Source organism: Turicibacter sp. GALT-G1, assembly GCF_025594995.1.
In the GTDB taxonomy this organism is placed as follows: Bacteria; Bacillota_I; Bacilli_A; order MOL361; family Turicibacteraceae; genus Turicibacter; species Turicibacter bilis.
The window spans coordinates 12,192-27,324 of record NZ_JAMQUS010000032.1 but is presented as its reverse complement, the minus strand read 5'-3'; the positions used below and the strand labels follow the sequence as shown (position 1 = coordinate 27,324).

Sequence of the window (15,133 nt, the reverse complement as noted above, 5' to 3'; positions counted from 1 at the left end):
CTGTCATTCATCCTGACAGTCTTTTAATTTAATCCCATAAAAAGCTCGTTCGATTCATCACACTTAAAACATAATCTTCTAAAATTAATTGATCCTGATAAATCTCGGTAGCAGCTTGTACCCCTACATAACGAAGATGCCATGGCTCATATTGATAACCTGTTTCCGCCGTTCGATCTTGTGGATATCTTACAATGAAACCAAAGCGATACGCATTTTCAGCAACCCACTTACCTTCTTCTGTTTCTCCAAATGATTCAGTTAAACCACCGTGAACACCATCTGATGTAATATCAATAGTTAACCCTGTCTGATGTTCACTATGCCCTGGTCGTGCACTATATGTATCAGCTGCTTCAACCCCATCTTGTTCCACATATCGTCCATATAAAGAAGCTTGTGTCGCATAAGAGCGATAACCACTTCTAGCAATTAATTCATACCCTTCTTTTTGGGCAGCTGTGAATAATTCTTTTAAAGCATCAGCGGCCTCTTTTCTTAAATAATTCGCTTCGTTACTCTTATCATTATTATAGAGAGGCACTTCTAAAAAGACCAAATCATCGGGTTCATAATCTTCAGGTAAACTATAATTTTTATTCACTAAAACACTTAAACTATCAGGATTTTCTACTTGTATAATATTCTCATAAAAGACAGGTACACTATCCTCATTCAACGGGGCAGCTTCTGCTCCTGCTGAAATCATCGTTATGATTCCAATCATCATGAATAAACCACTCACTACCATCATTAAAATCTTTATTCTACTCATCTTGCATCCTCCTTCACCACTTAATTGCCTTATTATTGAATAAAATTTTATTTTTTAAACAATTTTAGGTAAAATGGTCACAAAAGAAATCTTTAATCCGTTTAAAGGGTAGGATTTGAAAGGAGAGTGAGATGATGCAGGCAAAGTTATTAGATGAAACCTTTGCGACAGGGGATGAATTAGAATTACAACAAGCCATTGATTTATATGGACATGCATTAATGAGATATTGTCATAACATTTTATGTGATTACCATGAAGCAGAAGATGTCGTTCAAATGACATTTTTAAAAGCCTTTGATAAACGACACCAATTCCAAAATGGGACGTCACTATCGGCATGGTTATATCGTATTGCTTACTCAATCTGTATAGATCAATTACGAAAAAGAAAGTTGCGATTTTTTATAATTACACCTCAAATTCAAAACACAGGGATGAGTGAAGAATTATTAGAAGCACTTTCTAAACTTTCAGGAATGGAGCGCGCACTCATCTTCAACCGAATTATCGAAGAACGCGACTACAAAGAATTAGAAGAAATTTATCACCTTCCCGCTGCCACACTTCGTAAACGATACGAACGTTCACGTAAAAAATTGGCCAAACAGCTCATTGAAATTCAAAATTCAAACGAGGGGAGTCTAATCATTCATGAAATTTAGCCAAGAAGAGCAGCTCATTAAGAAAACGCTAGAACAAGTTGAAACACCAAACATTGAAAACTTATATGAACAAGTTAATCAACGTCGTTCAAAATCTAAATCATTTAAATATAATCGTTCTTTTAAATTAGTCATTATCCCAAGTCTTTGTTGCTGTTTATTATTTATGATGGCTTTTGATAACCGTTATGTTCAAAAATTCATTGAGTTAATTGGTTATGAAGTCTATTCAGCCCTACAACCGATTCGACTTATCGATGAACATGATGGAATTCGCCTAGAAGTCATCGGCGCAATGAATGACGATGAAACAGCTGTTGCTTATTTGACACTACAAGATTTAACGGGGGAAATCTTTGATGAAACACTAGATATCTATAATTATACAGCAACTGGCGTCCGTGCCTTAACCATGCCGTTAATTGCTTACGATGAAACGACAAAGACTGCGACGTTTCGTCTACAAGGAAATGGAGGAAAAAACTTAAATGAAAGAGAGATTATCGTTGGCATTCAATCTTTTTTAACTCAAAAAGAAAAATATGAAGAGCATGATGTCCTAACGGATTGGTCTATTCTCGAGACTCATAAAGCTGAAACTATCCTATTCAAAGAGGGCGTTAGTTCTGGTGGCGACGGACTATACTATTTTGAAGAAACTAAAAAAGTATTGAAACCAAGAGAACTTGACTTAGAAATCCCAGGGCTAAACTTTGTTCGACTCTCGAATATTGGATTTATTGATAATAAACTTCATATTCAACTCGAATGGCGGGAAGATAACATCGATGATCATGGCTTCGTCTATTTAGTTAATAGCCTAGAAGAAAAAGTTGATAACTATTTCAAAAATATTTCATTTGGCGTTGATCAAGAAAACAATCTTGTCTATGGACGAAATCTAGAGGAATACGTCTTTGATATCTCACCAGATGAGTTGTCTCAATTTAAACTTCAAGGTGATTTTGTGTACAACGGACAATATACCGAAGGAGATTGGAGAGTAAAATTCAAGTTAGACTCAACGACAGAAGAAATCAAACAAGCGGTTGATTTAACATTTGATGAAACATTAATTAATGAAATTAACATCTCAGCACTTGGTGTCACACTAAGAGGCACCGAAACTGAGGAATCATTACAAGTCAAAATTCTTTTGGACAATGGTGAAATTCTTGAATCCGACTCAAGTATCCAAGTGACAGATGGAACTGTGGATAACTCAGAATTTGTCATAAAAATACTATTTCCCGGTCTATTAGATTTATCAAAAATTAAAATGATTCAAATCAATGATAAATATATTACATTAAATAAGGAGGAATAACTCTTGGTTAATCTCACTTTATTCACGCTAATTTTCGCTACTCCAATTTATCTGGTTTATGCCTTAATTTTAAAACTGTTAAAAAAAAGAACAGATTGGAAACTATCCATCTGTTTCATCGAATTTATTTTTTGTTGTTACTTCGTTAATCTTTTACGCTTAACAGGTATGTTTAACATTTGCTTAAGTAATTTTTCTGACTCTCACGCTTCTCCAAATATAGTTCCTATTATAAATACATTAAAAGAAGTCATGGATTATGGTTTTTATGTTTTAAAACAAGTTTGCTTAAATATCCTACTATTTGTACCATTTGGCCTTTTAGTTGGTTTAATCAAACAATCGGGACGAAACATTTTAATTGCTTCCCTTATTATCTCAGTGACAATTGAGGCACTTCAATATTATAATGGTCGTTTTGCTGATATTGACGATGTCATTTGGAATGTTTCAGGTGCATTAATTGGTTATCTCATCTATCTTAGTTATCAAAAAATAAAACATTTACTCATGATTCCAAAAGCAGCTACAAATTAGCTGCTTTTTGCTTGTTCGTTTAAAAAGTTTTTAATTCCTTCCATAATACCAGTCACCACTTTATCTTGATAGTCTTTAGTTTGAATAAGCTCACGTTCAGTATCATTTGAGATATAGGCACTTTCAATTAAACAAGCTGGCATTTTAGCTTCTCGAATAACCACTAGATTAGTTACTGCTCTAACATGACGATCTTTAGCCTGTGTATAATTAATCAGCGCTTCTTGAATACAGTTTGCTAATTGACCATCGAGTGTTTCTTTCCCAGGGTTATAAAAAGCTTCAATCCCATGAACACTCGAATCTTTAAAGCTATTTTGATGAATACTAATAAGTAAATCACCTTTCGCTTTATTGGCTAATTTCGCACGATTAATTAAACTAATCGCTGTATCATCGGTTCGGGTCATCACAACTTTATAGCCTTTTCTCTCTAATCTTTTTTGTAATTTTAGTGCGATTTGAAGATTAATATCTTTTTCTTGAATCCCTCTTTTGACACTACCTGGATCCGTTCCACCATGTCCGGCATCAATAATAATAATTTTTCGATTTTGCTTAAAGAAGTAATCAAAACACTTTGTTTTTTGTATCGAAGCAGCCAAAGTTGATGTGAGAGGAATAAATAAAAGACTTATCATTACAAAAGCTACGATGAATCGAGCAAAATATTTATTTTTTGATTTATTTATCAAATTTCATCTTCCTTTCGTCCGATGGCTATCTACGAACTAAGAGAGTTTTGTCGAACATAAAGCTATTATGTAGTATAGTTAATTCTCTCCAAAACATACGATAAAAGAAAAACCAGAATGTTCATATCATCATTCTGGTTTTATATTAGATTCATTCAAGAAATTTTCAATTCCAGTTATTATTCCTTCAACAACTTTGTTTTGATAATCTTCAGAAGTAATCAAATCAAGTTCATAATCATTAGAAATAAATGCTGTCTCGACTAACACAGCAGGCATCTTTGTTTCACGTGTCACGACTAAACCATTATCTGATCGAATTCCACGATTTTTTGCACCTGTTTCATTAATTAGTGCCTCTTGAATCATTTGCGCTAATTGTTGATCATTTGTTGTTTTATCACTATTGTAATACACTTCTATTCCATTAACACTCTCATCTTGAGCATAACAATTTTGGTGAAGACTAATAAATAAGTCTGCCTCTTGTTCGTTAGCGAAATCTGAGCGTTCTCTTAATTCTAATGAACTATCATCTTCACGAGTCATTAAAACCGCATATCCATTTTCGATTAAGACTTCTTGAAGTTTTAAGGCAATTTCTAAATTAATATCTTTTTCTAAAATACCTTGACTATCACTTCCTGGATCAATACCACCATGACCCGCATCAATAATAATCAATGGCTGAGTAGTGGTAACAGTGCGTTCATTTTCATAATAAGATTGTGCAATCATAGTTTGCGAGGTTTTTGAATAATAAATTGATAATGCAAGGCCACTCATGATTGCTACGATTAAGAACAATGAAATTAAATTACGCTTAATTAAGCGCCTCTTTCGGTTTCTTCTCATACGGTTCTCCTTTCTCTTTTAACCCTTTTGATTTAAGGAGATTGTAATACACAAACCTTAGAAAAACCTTAAACATCCTTTTTGATGACATTTTTCCTGTCGAAGATACGACTATTATGTAGTATAGTTTATTTCGACTGAACAATACTATTACTAGGTGAACGCCTGAATTTTTTTAGAGATGGAGTGAATCACATGCTTAGAAAACTCGATCATCGATATATGGGTGGCGCTGTTTATGATTGGTTAGAAACAACCTATCATTTTTCATTTGCTGATTATTATAATGAAGCAAATATTAACTTTGGAGTTCTTCGTGTCCTAAATGACGATATGATCGCCCCTCACACCGGATTTGATACACATCCCCATAAAGACATGGAAATCATCACTTATGTCGTTGAGGGAGAACTAACTCATAAAGATAGCATGGGGAATGTCGGTATCTTAAAACGTGGACAAATGCAATATATGAGTGCAGGAACAGGTATTACTCATAGTGAGTATAACAATACTGACGTTCCTTTACGCTTACTTCAAATTTGGATTGTGCCGGATAAAAGAGGGCATCAACCAACATATGGCGAATATCACTTTGACTGGGAAGCACGTCATAACCAATGGCTTCATATGGTTTCTGACATCCATGAGGATGCTCCTATCACTATTAATCAAGATGTGAATATTTATACCATTTTATTAGATGAAGGAAATATTGCCGATATTAATGTAGCCTTTGGGCGTCAAGCTTATCTCATGCAAATCGAAGGCTTCTCAACGGTCAACGAGATTGCTGTAAAAGAAAAAGATGCGATTGAAATTATCGAAGATAATATTCATATTGAAGCAACTCATACGTCACACTTCATTGTTATCGATATGCCAAAATCCTCTCATCCTTATATGTAAAAAAGCAAAGGCACTAGCCTTTGCTTTTTAAACTTTTCCTCTTTTTTCTTTCAATTAAACATGTTATGTTAAGACCAAAAGGGGGAATTTTATTATGAAGACAATTCGATATTTAGTCGGATTATTACTCATTCTAATAGGTGGATTTTCGCTCATCACTTACATCTTTCATCTAAATAATGAACTAATTCATCATCTATGGTTTTTATGCGTGTTAATCCCAGGACTTTATTTTGAAATGAACTATTTTCAAACAAGAAAAAATCCTGGACAACTTGTTCCAGGAGGAATTTTAACCGTAATTGGATTATTATTTTGTTTTGAAATTTTAACCCGATGGGATTATTCTAATTATACATGGCCTATTTACTTATTAGCGGTAGCATTTGGATTGCTACAACTTTATTTATATGATCATAAAGACAAAGGACTCTTAATTCCCATTACGATTCTTTGCTTCATTTCACTTCTTTTTTATGTCCAACTTTTCATTTCATCATCACTACTACTTGCTATTTGCTTAATTATCATTGGACTTTATATTCTCTTGCGAAAAAATAAGGTGTGAAGTTTATCCTCACACCTTTTATTTATGATATAAAAAAAGACTTAGGTTTTAGCCTAAGTCTTAATGATTAAATTAGAATCCTGGTAAGAAGATTGAAGCACCAGGTCCTAATGGTAAGTTACATACGAACCATACAATTAATAATAATGTCCATCCGATTAATAAGAATACTGAGTAAGGAACCATTGTTGAAATTAAAGTTCCGATTCCTGATTTCTTATCGTATCGAGCAGCAAATGTTACGATTAATGCGAAGTAGCTCATTAATGGAGAGATTAAGTTTGTTGTTGAATCTCCGATACGGTAAGCCATTTGTGTGAATTCTGGTGTGAATCCAACTTCCATTAACATCGGAACGAATACTGGAGCTAAGATTGCCCATTTAGCTGAAGCTGATCCCATGAAGATGTTAATGAACGCTACAACTAAGATGAATAAGATGACTAATGGAATACCTTGTAATCCGATTACTTTTAACATCTCTGCACCTTTGTTTGCAATGATTGTTCCTAAGTTTGAATAATTGAAGTAAGCAACGAATTGAGATGCGAAGAATACTAACACAATGTATGATCCCATTGAAGCCATACTTTTACCCATTAAGTTCATGACATCTTTATCATTCTTAACCACTTTAGATCCAACTCCATATGCAATCCCTGCGATGGCAAATACTAAAGCAATGATAAGAACCATTGAATCCATGAATGGTGATTTTAAGATTCCTTGAATCCCTGCATCAGTTCCACGTAAGAATCCGTTAGCTGGAACGACTAATGCTGCTAAACCTGCAACTGATAATAATGTTGCGATTCCAGCGAAACGTAATCCGCGTTGTTCTTCTTTAGAAACTGTCATTGCACTTTCTTCAACTGTCGCATCACCTGTATATTTTCCTAAACGTGGTTCAACGATTTTTTCAGTTACAATTGTACCGATAACTGTAATTAATACTGTTGAAGCGATTAAGAACCACCAGTTACCTGTCATCTCTACTACATAATTTGGATCGGCTAATTTAGCACCTTCTGTTGTTAATCCTGCTAATAATGAATCAGTAGGACCAACCATCACGTTAGCACTGAATCCACCAGATACCCCGGCAAATGCCGCTGCAAGACCTGCAATTGGGTGACGTCCCATACTTAAGAAGATAATAGCTCCTAATGGGATTAACACAACGTATCCTGCATCAGATGCGATACTTGATAAAACCCCTGCAAGTACAACTACAACTGTAATTAAACGTTTTGGAGTACTCATTACTAATTTCTTTAATAATGATCCAATTAAACCTGTTCCTTCAGCAAGTCCAACCCCAAGTAAAGCAACTAATACTGTTCCAAGTGGTGCAAACCCTGTGAAGTTTGTTACTGCTGATTTAAATAAATATTGAACACCTTCTCTTGATAAAAGGCTTTGAACTGTTACCGTCATTTCTTCAACCGTATTCGTCGTACGATTGATCCCCTCATAAGTTACTGATACACCTGCAGCTGATAAGATAGCTGATAAAACAACAATTACTGCACTTAAAATTAAGAAGATTGTTGCTGGGTGTGGTAATGCATTACCGATTTTTTCTACTCGGTCTAGAAGAGTTAATTTCTTCTTTTTCACTTTCTCACTCATAGAATACCTCCTTGATTTCAATCCCTTTCCCATAATTTAGGTGAGGTAGTTTATATGGTTAAACATATCTAATTATATCTATAAAATTCGACCAATTTCCACTGTATTTTTTTTCCATATGATTAAAAATACATTATTTTTCTACAATTATAGCCATAAAATTGTATATTATTTGTCAAAATACCGACTTATATCTATACTAATATCATTCAATCATATAAATTGTAAAAAAATAATAAAATTCAATTTCAAAACTTGAAAGGAGGTAATGATTCTTGAGTCATCTCATCATTTTAATACTTTCACTTAGCGCGATTATGATTTTAGCTTACCGAGGATACTCGACAATTATCACCGCCCCCATTATTTCACTCATAACTTTATTTCTGACTTTTGGATTAGATAGTCATCTGATGGCTAACTATACTCTAGTCTATATGGACGGATTTGCGGGATTTGTTAAAAACTATTTTCCACTATTTTTAACAGGAGCAATTTTTGCTAAATTGATGGAGGAAACGGGTTATGCGCATGCAATTGCTCACTTTATAACCAAATGGATCCAACCTAAGCGAGCGATTTTAGCCGTTGTCCTTTCCGGTGCACTCCTAACTTATGGAGGTGTTTCTCTTTTTGTCGTTGCTTTTGTTCTTTATCCCATTGCAACATTACTCTTTAAAGAAGCCGATATTCCAAAACGACTCATTCCTGGAACAATCGCTCTTGGTGCTTTTACATTTACGATGACAGCTTTACCAGGAAGTCCTGAAATTCAAAACATCATTCCTATGACTTACTTCCAAACAGATACTTTTGCTGCTCCAATTATTGGCCTCATTGCTAGCATCTTGATATTTACTTTAGGAATGATCTACCTAAACTTTCGAGCAAAATCTGCCCATAAAAATCATGAGGGCTACGGGTTTAATGAAGAAATGAAATCAAAAACATCTTCTAAAACACCATCAATTTGGTTAGCTATCTCCCCGATTATAATCATCTTCGCCTTGAACCTCTTCTTCTCAAAAGTCTACTATCCAAATGTAGATGGGACTTATCTAGAATCGTTCAATACAACACTCGATAGTATGTCTGGAACATGGAGCGTTATTATCTCAATCGCAATTGCGATTTTATTTATCCTTTTATTGAATATCAAAAAACTTAAAAACCTCCAATCTATTTTAGATACCGGAGTTAAAAATTCATTTATTCCCCTTTTAAACTCAAGTGCTATTGTCGGTTATGGAAGTATCATCAAAACACTTCCTATTTTCCTTGGAATTCAAACCATGATTTTAAACCTTTCACCGAATCCAATTATTGCTGAGGCCCTTTCAGTTAATATCATTTGTGGTCTAACTGCCTCTGCCTCAGGTGGTCTTGGAATTACCTTAAATGCTTTAGCACCAACATTTTTACAAATGAGTGAGCCTCTTGGAATTACACCAGAAATTCTACATCGTATTGCGTCTTTATCATCTGGCGGATTAGATACACTTCCTCATAACGGAGCCGTCATTACAACACTAGCGATTTTTGGCCTAACACACAAACAAGCTTATAAAGATATCTTTGTGACATCCGTTGTTATTCCAATCTTCGTTACTTTCTTGATCGTACTAGGAACCTCTGTAATTTTTATCTAAAATAAAAACGCCGATTTATCGGCGTTTTTTTAATCTTATTAAGTAATAAAATCCAACTCCAATCCCACCACAGGTTATCCCTACCATTAGATGATTAAAAATAAATCCCATCATCATCATTAAAATCATCCCTATGATCAAAATACTATTCTCTATTAAATCATCTTCAGACGTCTCAACTTCTTGTTCATAAAATCCTAAACGCTCTAATGTTCTGAGGTTAATTCGATCTCTTAATAATTCATCTAAACTTACATTAAACCAATCTGATAATGCCATTAAACTATGCATATCTGGTATTTCGTCCCCTTCTTCCCACTTTGCAACTAACTGTTGTGGAACACCAATTTCTTCTGCCAGTTTTTCCTGGGAAATCCCTTTCGCTCTTCTTAATAATTGTAGTTTTTCGTTAAACTCCATCTCTTATCCCCCTTTTTACTTCTATCGTATTCATTTTCTATAATAGATATACATTTCTCATCAAGACAGGAACCTATTTACTACTTTTCTACTATGATATAGAAGCGATAGAAATAAGGAGGAGGACAGTATGGACTACCAAAAAGATTTAGATGCCTTTTATGATTCTATTAATGTTGATTATGCGGCCTATGTGGCTAATACTCTTTCTCAGTTTGGATCAAATGAAACTCTTGGATTTCGAATGGCTGGTTCAGAAGCAGAACTTGCAGCCGGTCATTTTTTATATCAAGAATTTAACAGTATTGGTTTAAAAAATGTTCGAAAAGAAAAAGTAATCGTTGATTCATGGGAGTTTAAGAATGGAGAGCTCTATTATCTAGATCAAAAGAATACGCCTCAAAAAATCACTTTAAGCGCCTATGCAAGCAACTGTATCCATGAGAATAAAACCTTTGACCTTGTTTATGTGGGGAAAGGAACAAAAAAAGATTACGAGAACATCGACGTTAAAGGAAAATTAGTACTCATTGATTTAGACTCTTATATTGGTTGCCAAATTGGTATTTGCGCCGTACAAGCAAGACAAAAAGGAGCTTATGGAATCATTGCTGCTCCTATAAATGAAAATCAAAAACTTCCAGCTGATGCGCTCACTTATGAAAATTTTACGGCACCCGCTGATATTCCAGCCTTTTCGATTAGTTTAAAAGATGCTTATATTCTTAAAACATTATTAATTCAATCACCTTCTTCTAAGATTTCGGTTATCTTGAATTGTTATAGTAAAGTTTCGCCTGATAGTACCTCATATAATATTATTGGTGAGATTCCAGGGAGAAATCCGAATGATATTATTTTAGTTATGTCTCATTATGATGGATTATTTCACAATTTTCATAGCGGAGCTTGTGGGTGTGGTTTACTACTAAGCTTAGCCCGTGCTTTAATTAATAGTCATTATATTCCGAGTAAAACAATTATCTTCATTGCCCATAGTGCGAAAGAATGGGGATTAACAAATTCCTCTTTCAATTGGTCCATTGGTGGATATCAACAGATTACTAAAAATCATCCTGAATGGGCCGAAAAAGCATTCGTTGCTATTAATTTAGAAGGTTTTGTCGCTCATGATGAATACGATTATCATCATATCCGTACGGCTTATGAATATAAGGAATTGGTTAATGCGATTCAAAAAATTGTAACGGGCTGTCCTTATAAACAAGGTTGTCTCATTGATGCACCAACCACCATCTTAAGTGATGACTTTGCCTACTCTCAAAGTGGGGTACCTACGATTATTAGTTATCGCCCAATTAACGAGAACCATTTAACGACTTATCAGACAAACTATGACCTAATTCACAATCACTTTAGTCGATCAGCTTTTGAATATTGTCATAAACTATATGGAACGATCATCATTTTATTTGATCAAATGAAGATTAAGCCCTTCAATTTTGAGAAACTGTTTCATGCCTTAGAAGAAAGTCTCGACTTTGAATCTTATCATCATTATAAAGAGCTCTATTTCCTCATCCATGATGCGAAATGGTGCGCTAAAAATCTTTATGAGTTTACTCAACGTAATCACTTTACTGATTCTGAAGCGAAATATATTAATCAACAGCTTCACTATCTCTACTTAATGATTCAGCAATCTTTTGTACGACTTTCATGGTATGGAGCAAATATTTTCCCACACGAAGCTCATCAAGAAAATATCCTTCATCTTCGTGAGGCGATTCGACTATTAAAAAAAGAAAAGCTAAAATCTGCCGTTGAACAGCTTTGTCGAGTTGACCTGAATCTCTATGCCTTCTACTTCGATAAAAAAACATATCAATTCTATATTCATCAGTCCTGTCATCAAGATGACGAACATTTAACTTGGGGACGAGATTTATTATTAAGTGAGCTCGATCTTTATGATATTATTGAAACGCTTCAGCGTAAGCATTCTTGGGAAGATATTTATGTTGAAATCCAGCATCTAAAAGAGATCTTAAAAGAAGAAGAGTTTCGCCAAGAAAAAGTGATTGAAGAAGAAATGGTGCATCTTAAACAAATCATTGATTGGATGCGCTCATTGTATCGACGTCCATAAATGCATAGTATAATAATCTATATATATATAAACAGATAAATATTCTACATCTCAAGTAGCAAATAAAAAAATACTGATATGTTTTACCTATCAAGGCAGCCTATAGTCCAATTAAAAATTTTCTCTGAAGAAAATTTATCTGGACTTATATAGATAGCGAAATGTATTTCATATTCTAACCATCAGGCTTAGTACACAAGTCTTTTTGATAAAAAGGCCAACTATAGTAGGGCTGGGGCACCTAGCGATTTCTCAAAGAAATCTAATCCCCCACTACTAGGGCATGGGCCACCTGCCGTTTCCAACGGAAATGTATCCTCCGCTGGTAGGGCATGGGTTACCTGCCATGCGAAGCATTTATCCTCAACCGGCAAGACTTTAGTTTTTACGATGTTAAAAACTTATCCGGACTTATATATATCATTGATAAGGTTGTGATTGTCATGCAAAAATTCAATGAAAAAATTATCGAAGCACCAAGAGGGGGAGCCTACGTTGAAATTCCCTTTAATGTTGAAGACATCTACCATGCAAAAAGAGTTAAAGTAAAAGCCTTATTTGAGACGATTGAATATCGTGGATCACTTGTTAAAATGGGAACTGATTGTCATATTCTTGGCATGCCAAAAGCCATTCGCGAGAAACTAAATAAACAAATTGGAGATTCAGTGTCTGTGACCATTGAAAAAGACGAAGAAGAACGAATCATCGAACTTCCAGTGGAATTTAAAGAAATCCTCCATCAGGAAACTGAAGCATTAGCCTTTTGGGAGACACTCTCATACTCTAATCAAAAAAAGTATATGACTTGGATAACTTCTGCTAAAAAAGAAGACACAAAAATGAAACGAATAGAGTCAGCTATCCAAAAATTAATTAATAAAGAACGCTATGTTAGATAACGTTATTGATAAGTGGGATAAAAAAATGGATTGGATAAGGTTAAATATAAAGTCATTTTTGTAATAACTTTTGTAAGAAATTAAATACTGTTCATAAATTTATAACCGAAAAAATGAGTGGTGCAAAAAGCACTACAAAAACAAAGAAGTTTTTAATAGAAAAGTCTCAGAATCATTGATCATAACAAAAAAGCAGCCATTATAAAAATGACTGCTTTTTGTTTGTAAAAACTGAGGTAAATTTAGTTGTTCAATCCTAAACCTGAAACTATTTAGTATTTAAACTGACTCAACATATAAATGTCTAAGACACTTAACCTAAAGCTACAAACAATAATGCAAAATATAATAGAGGAATTAGGTTTAATACTAGTCCTAAAAGACTTACCCACTTTTTCTCATATTTCAAAAATAGCGATAATATAGATAAGACTATCCCGATAATTCCTAATACAATCATAGCTATCATCGAAGAAGTTAAATAAGCAAATACTAAAATATTTAATAGGCATCCAATAACAATACTAACTAATCCTAATTTTTTAGCTAAACTAGTCATGATTTCCATTCCTCCTTTAAAAAATATTATACATATATTGTAACAAATAAAAAGAAAAGATTCAAAAATTTAACACTTCAATACACCGAAATAACAGGAAGGTAGCTGTCGCATTTATACATGTAAAGGAATTGCCTCAGAATTCACTATTAAATGATATAAGTCCCATTAATTTTTTCATATCGTAAAAAAATTTTAATGGGACTATAGGACGTCTTGATATCAATGTTTTTTATGATTTTAGTTTGAAATGAATAATTTGAAACAACACGTCTATGATTGGACTTAACGTGAGTTATTCTCTATAATGGATAATTGAAGAGCTTAACCAAAATAGAGAAATGAGGGAAAAATAATGAAATTAGAAAAAATTCAAAAACCAGATTACTTAAAAGTTCGTCATGCAATGATTGCAGGGGCTCGTACGATTGAAGATGTTAAAGTAATGACAGATCTTGATACAGTGGAATACGAAAACGACATTAAAGCTATCTTAGCAAGTATCTGTGGATGTAAAGGAACTTCATTAGAACAAGTAGTTACTTTAGCAAATGAAGGAAAAACAATTGAAGAAATCAAAGAAATGACAGGAACTGCTACAGCTTGTGGACGTTGTATTCATTTATTAGAAGCTGTTGTCGCTGCCAAAAAATAAAACTCCATCAGTGATGGAGTTTTTTATTTTGTTTTTAAATAAAAAACGGTAATCTGTGGCACATTGAACAATCGAAAAGGTGCCTTTGTATTTCCAATTCCCGTATTAACATATAAATTCATATCACGATTAATCTCATAAAACCCACGTACATATTTTTCAGCTAACGCTGTTGTCATTAAAGGTCCAACAAATGGGATATATACCTGTCCTCCATGACTATGCCCCGCTACCACTAAATCGACTGGATAATTGATAAAATCATCAGCTAAATCAGGCTCATGTAACATTAAAAGATTAAGGTGATTTTCTTGTATGCCTTTCATTGTCTGAATCGAATCATAATATCCAATCAAGGCATCATCAGCTCCAAAGAGACTAAGCGTCGTTCCTTTAATATTCAACGTTTCATGATTATTGAGTAACACGTTAAAACCAGCTGATTCCATTAAATCTTCATAAAAACGTTCAGCTCCCCCACCATAATCTCGATTCCCAAAAACAGCGTATTTTCCAAATTTAGATTTGATTTTAGATAAAACGATTGCTATTTCATCGATAGCTCCATCATAATTAGCCGCATTATCCATTAAATCACCCGTAAATAAAACGAGATCTGCCTCCTGTTCATTGATTTTATCAACGACTTCTTGTAAGTCTTCAATCGTAAAAAAGTCACCTAGATGTGTATCTGAAAATTGCACGACTTTAATCGCTTCGCCTTGAATTTTACTAAGTGGCACATCATGAGAAATCACTCGTAACAACTTTGGTTCAACAAAGGTTGAATAAAGTATGATTAAAATTCCAAATAAAATCAAATACCCTAATCGCTTAAAAAATACTTTCATCTGCTCATCCTCTATACTCTCGTT

General features: G+C 33.9%; 16 protein-coding genes. 9 read left to right on the top strand and 7 right to left on the bottom strand.

The genetic code is table 11. The features are described 5' to 3' along the window. Positions 1 to 28: 28 nt before the first annotated feature. Positions 29 to 775: a M15 family metallopeptidase gene (locus NEH74_RS06410; protein WP_055304518.1), complete on the bottom strand. Its 747-nt coding sequence runs from the start codon at positions 773 to 775 to the stop codon at positions 29 to 31. Between the two features lie 134 nt (positions 776 to 909). Here NEH74_RS06410 and NEH74_RS06405 point away from each other — a divergent pair, with 134 nt between their 5' ends. The 3 genes from NEH74_RS06405 to NEH74_RS06395 are packed head-to-tail and all read left to right on the top strand — an operon-like array spanning position 910 to position 3,304. After that, positions 910 to 1,440 carry an RNA polymerase sigma factor gene (locus NEH74_RS06405; RefSeq protein WP_238581257.1) on the top strand — a complete coding sequence of 177 codons (531 nt, stop codon included), beginning with the start codon at positions 910 to 912 and terminating at the stop codon, positions 1,438 to 1,440. Then, on the top strand, positions 1,430 to 2,767 hold the full coding sequence (locus tag NEH74_RS06400; RefSeq protein ID WP_262941205.1) for a DUF4179 domain-containing protein: 1,338 nt from the start codon (positions 1,430 to 1,432) through the stop codon (positions 2,765 to 2,767). The genes NEH74_RS06405 and NEH74_RS06400 overlap by 11 nt, the downstream gene beginning before the upstream one ends. A 3-nt stretch (positions 2,768 to 2,770) precedes the next feature. Continuing rightward, on the top strand, positions 2,771 to 3,304 hold the full coding sequence (locus NEH74_RS06395; RefSeq protein ID WP_055304524.1) for a VanZ family protein: 534 nt from the start codon (positions 2,771 to 2,773) through the stop codon (positions 3,302 to 3,304). Here NEH74_RS06395 and NEH74_RS06390 read toward each other — a convergent pair. Together NEH74_RS06390 and NEH74_RS06385 are read right to left on the bottom strand one after the other, a co-directional pair. Further along, on the bottom strand, positions 3,301 to 3,999 hold the full coding sequence (locus NEH74_RS06390) for an N-acetylmuramoyl-L-alanine amidase (protein WP_055304526.1): 699 nt from the start codon (positions 3,997 to 3,999) through the stop codon (positions 3,301 to 3,303). The two genes, NEH74_RS06395 and NEH74_RS06390, sit on opposite strands and share 4 nt — an antisense overlap. Positions 4,000 to 4,128: 129 nt before the next feature. After that, positions 4,129 to 4,854, bottom strand: coding sequence for an N-acetylmuramoyl-L-alanine amidase (locus NEH74_RS06385; RefSeq protein WP_055304529.1), 726 nt, complete (start codon positions 4,852 to 4,854; stop codon positions 4,129 to 4,131). Between the two features lie 195 nt (positions 4,855 to 5,049). On the opposite strand from NEH74_RS06385, the gene NEH74_RS06380 reads away from it, so the two are divergent. Continuing rightward, entirely contained in the window at positions 5,050 to 5,763 is a 714-nt protein-coding gene (locus NEH74_RS06380; RefSeq protein WP_055304531.1) for a pirin family protein, read from the top strand. A gap of 94 nt (positions 5,764 to 5,857) precedes the next feature. Next, on the top strand, positions 5,858 to 6,331 hold the full coding sequence (locus NEH74_RS06375) for a hypothetical protein (protein ID WP_055304533.1): 474 nt from the start codon (positions 5,858 to 5,860) through the stop codon (positions 6,329 to 6,331). A gap of 72 nt (positions 6,332 to 6,403) precedes the next feature. Here NEH74_RS06375 and NEH74_RS06370 read toward each other — a convergent pair whose 3' ends face one another. After that, complete coding sequence (locus NEH74_RS06370) at positions 6,404 to 7,963, bottom strand: AbgT family transporter (protein WP_262941204.1); 1,560 nt, start codon at positions 7,961 to 7,963, stop codon at positions 6,404 to 6,406. Between the two features lie 275 nt (positions 7,964 to 8,238). Between NEH74_RS06370 and NEH74_RS06365 the strand changes: the two genes are divergently transcribed. Beyond that, positions 8,239 to 9,612 carry a GntP family permease gene (locus NEH74_RS06365; RefSeq protein WP_055304538.1) on the top strand — a complete coding sequence of 458 codons (1,374 nt, stop codon included), beginning with the start codon at positions 8,239 to 8,241 and terminating at the stop codon, positions 9,610 to 9,612. Between the two features lie 15 nt (positions 9,613 to 9,627). On the opposite strand, the gene NEH74_RS06360 is transcribed toward NEH74_RS06365, so the two are convergent. Further along, positions 9,628 to 10,032: a helix-turn-helix domain-containing protein gene (locus tag NEH74_RS06360; protein WP_055243548.1), complete on the bottom strand. Its 405-nt coding sequence runs from the start codon at positions 10,030 to 10,032 to the stop codon at positions 9,628 to 9,630. A 130-nt stretch (positions 10,033 to 10,162) separates the two neighbouring features. On the opposite strand from NEH74_RS06360, the gene NEH74_RS06355 reads away from it, so the two are divergent. Beyond that, positions 10,163 to 12,142, top strand: coding sequence for a M28 family peptidase (locus NEH74_RS06355; RefSeq protein ID WP_055304540.1), 1,980 nt, complete (start codon positions 10,163 to 10,165; stop codon positions 12,140 to 12,142). A gap of 443 nt (positions 12,143 to 12,585) precedes the next feature. Beyond that, complete coding sequence (locus NEH74_RS06350; RefSeq protein ID WP_262941203.1) at positions 12,586 to 13,044, top strand: YdeI/OmpD-associated family protein; 459 nt, start codon at positions 12,586 to 12,588, stop codon at positions 13,042 to 13,044. Between the two features lie 313 nt (positions 13,045 to 13,357). On the opposite strand, the gene NEH74_RS06345 is transcribed toward NEH74_RS06350, so the two are convergent. Then, a complete protein-coding gene (locus NEH74_RS06345) occupies positions 13,358 to 13,603 on the bottom strand; it encodes a hypothetical protein (RefSeq protein WP_262941202.1) in 246 nt (81 codons plus the stop codon). Between the two features lie 355 nt (positions 13,604 to 13,958). Here NEH74_RS06345 and NEH74_RS06340 point away from each other — a divergent pair, with 355 nt between their 5' ends. After that, positions 13,959 to 14,258: a (2Fe-2S)-binding protein gene (locus tag NEH74_RS06340; RefSeq protein ID WP_055244902.1), complete on the top strand. Its 300-nt coding sequence runs from the start codon at positions 13,959 to 13,961 to the stop codon at positions 14,256 to 14,258. Positions 14,259 to 14,281: 23 nt separating this feature from the next. Here the strand turns inward: NEH74_RS06340 and NEH74_RS06335 are convergent, their stop codons facing one another. Then, entirely contained in the window at positions 14,282 to 15,109 is an 828-nt protein-coding gene (locus NEH74_RS06335; RefSeq protein WP_262941201.1) for a metallophosphoesterase, read from the bottom strand. Between the last annotated feature and the right edge of the window lie 24 nt (positions 15,110 to 15,133).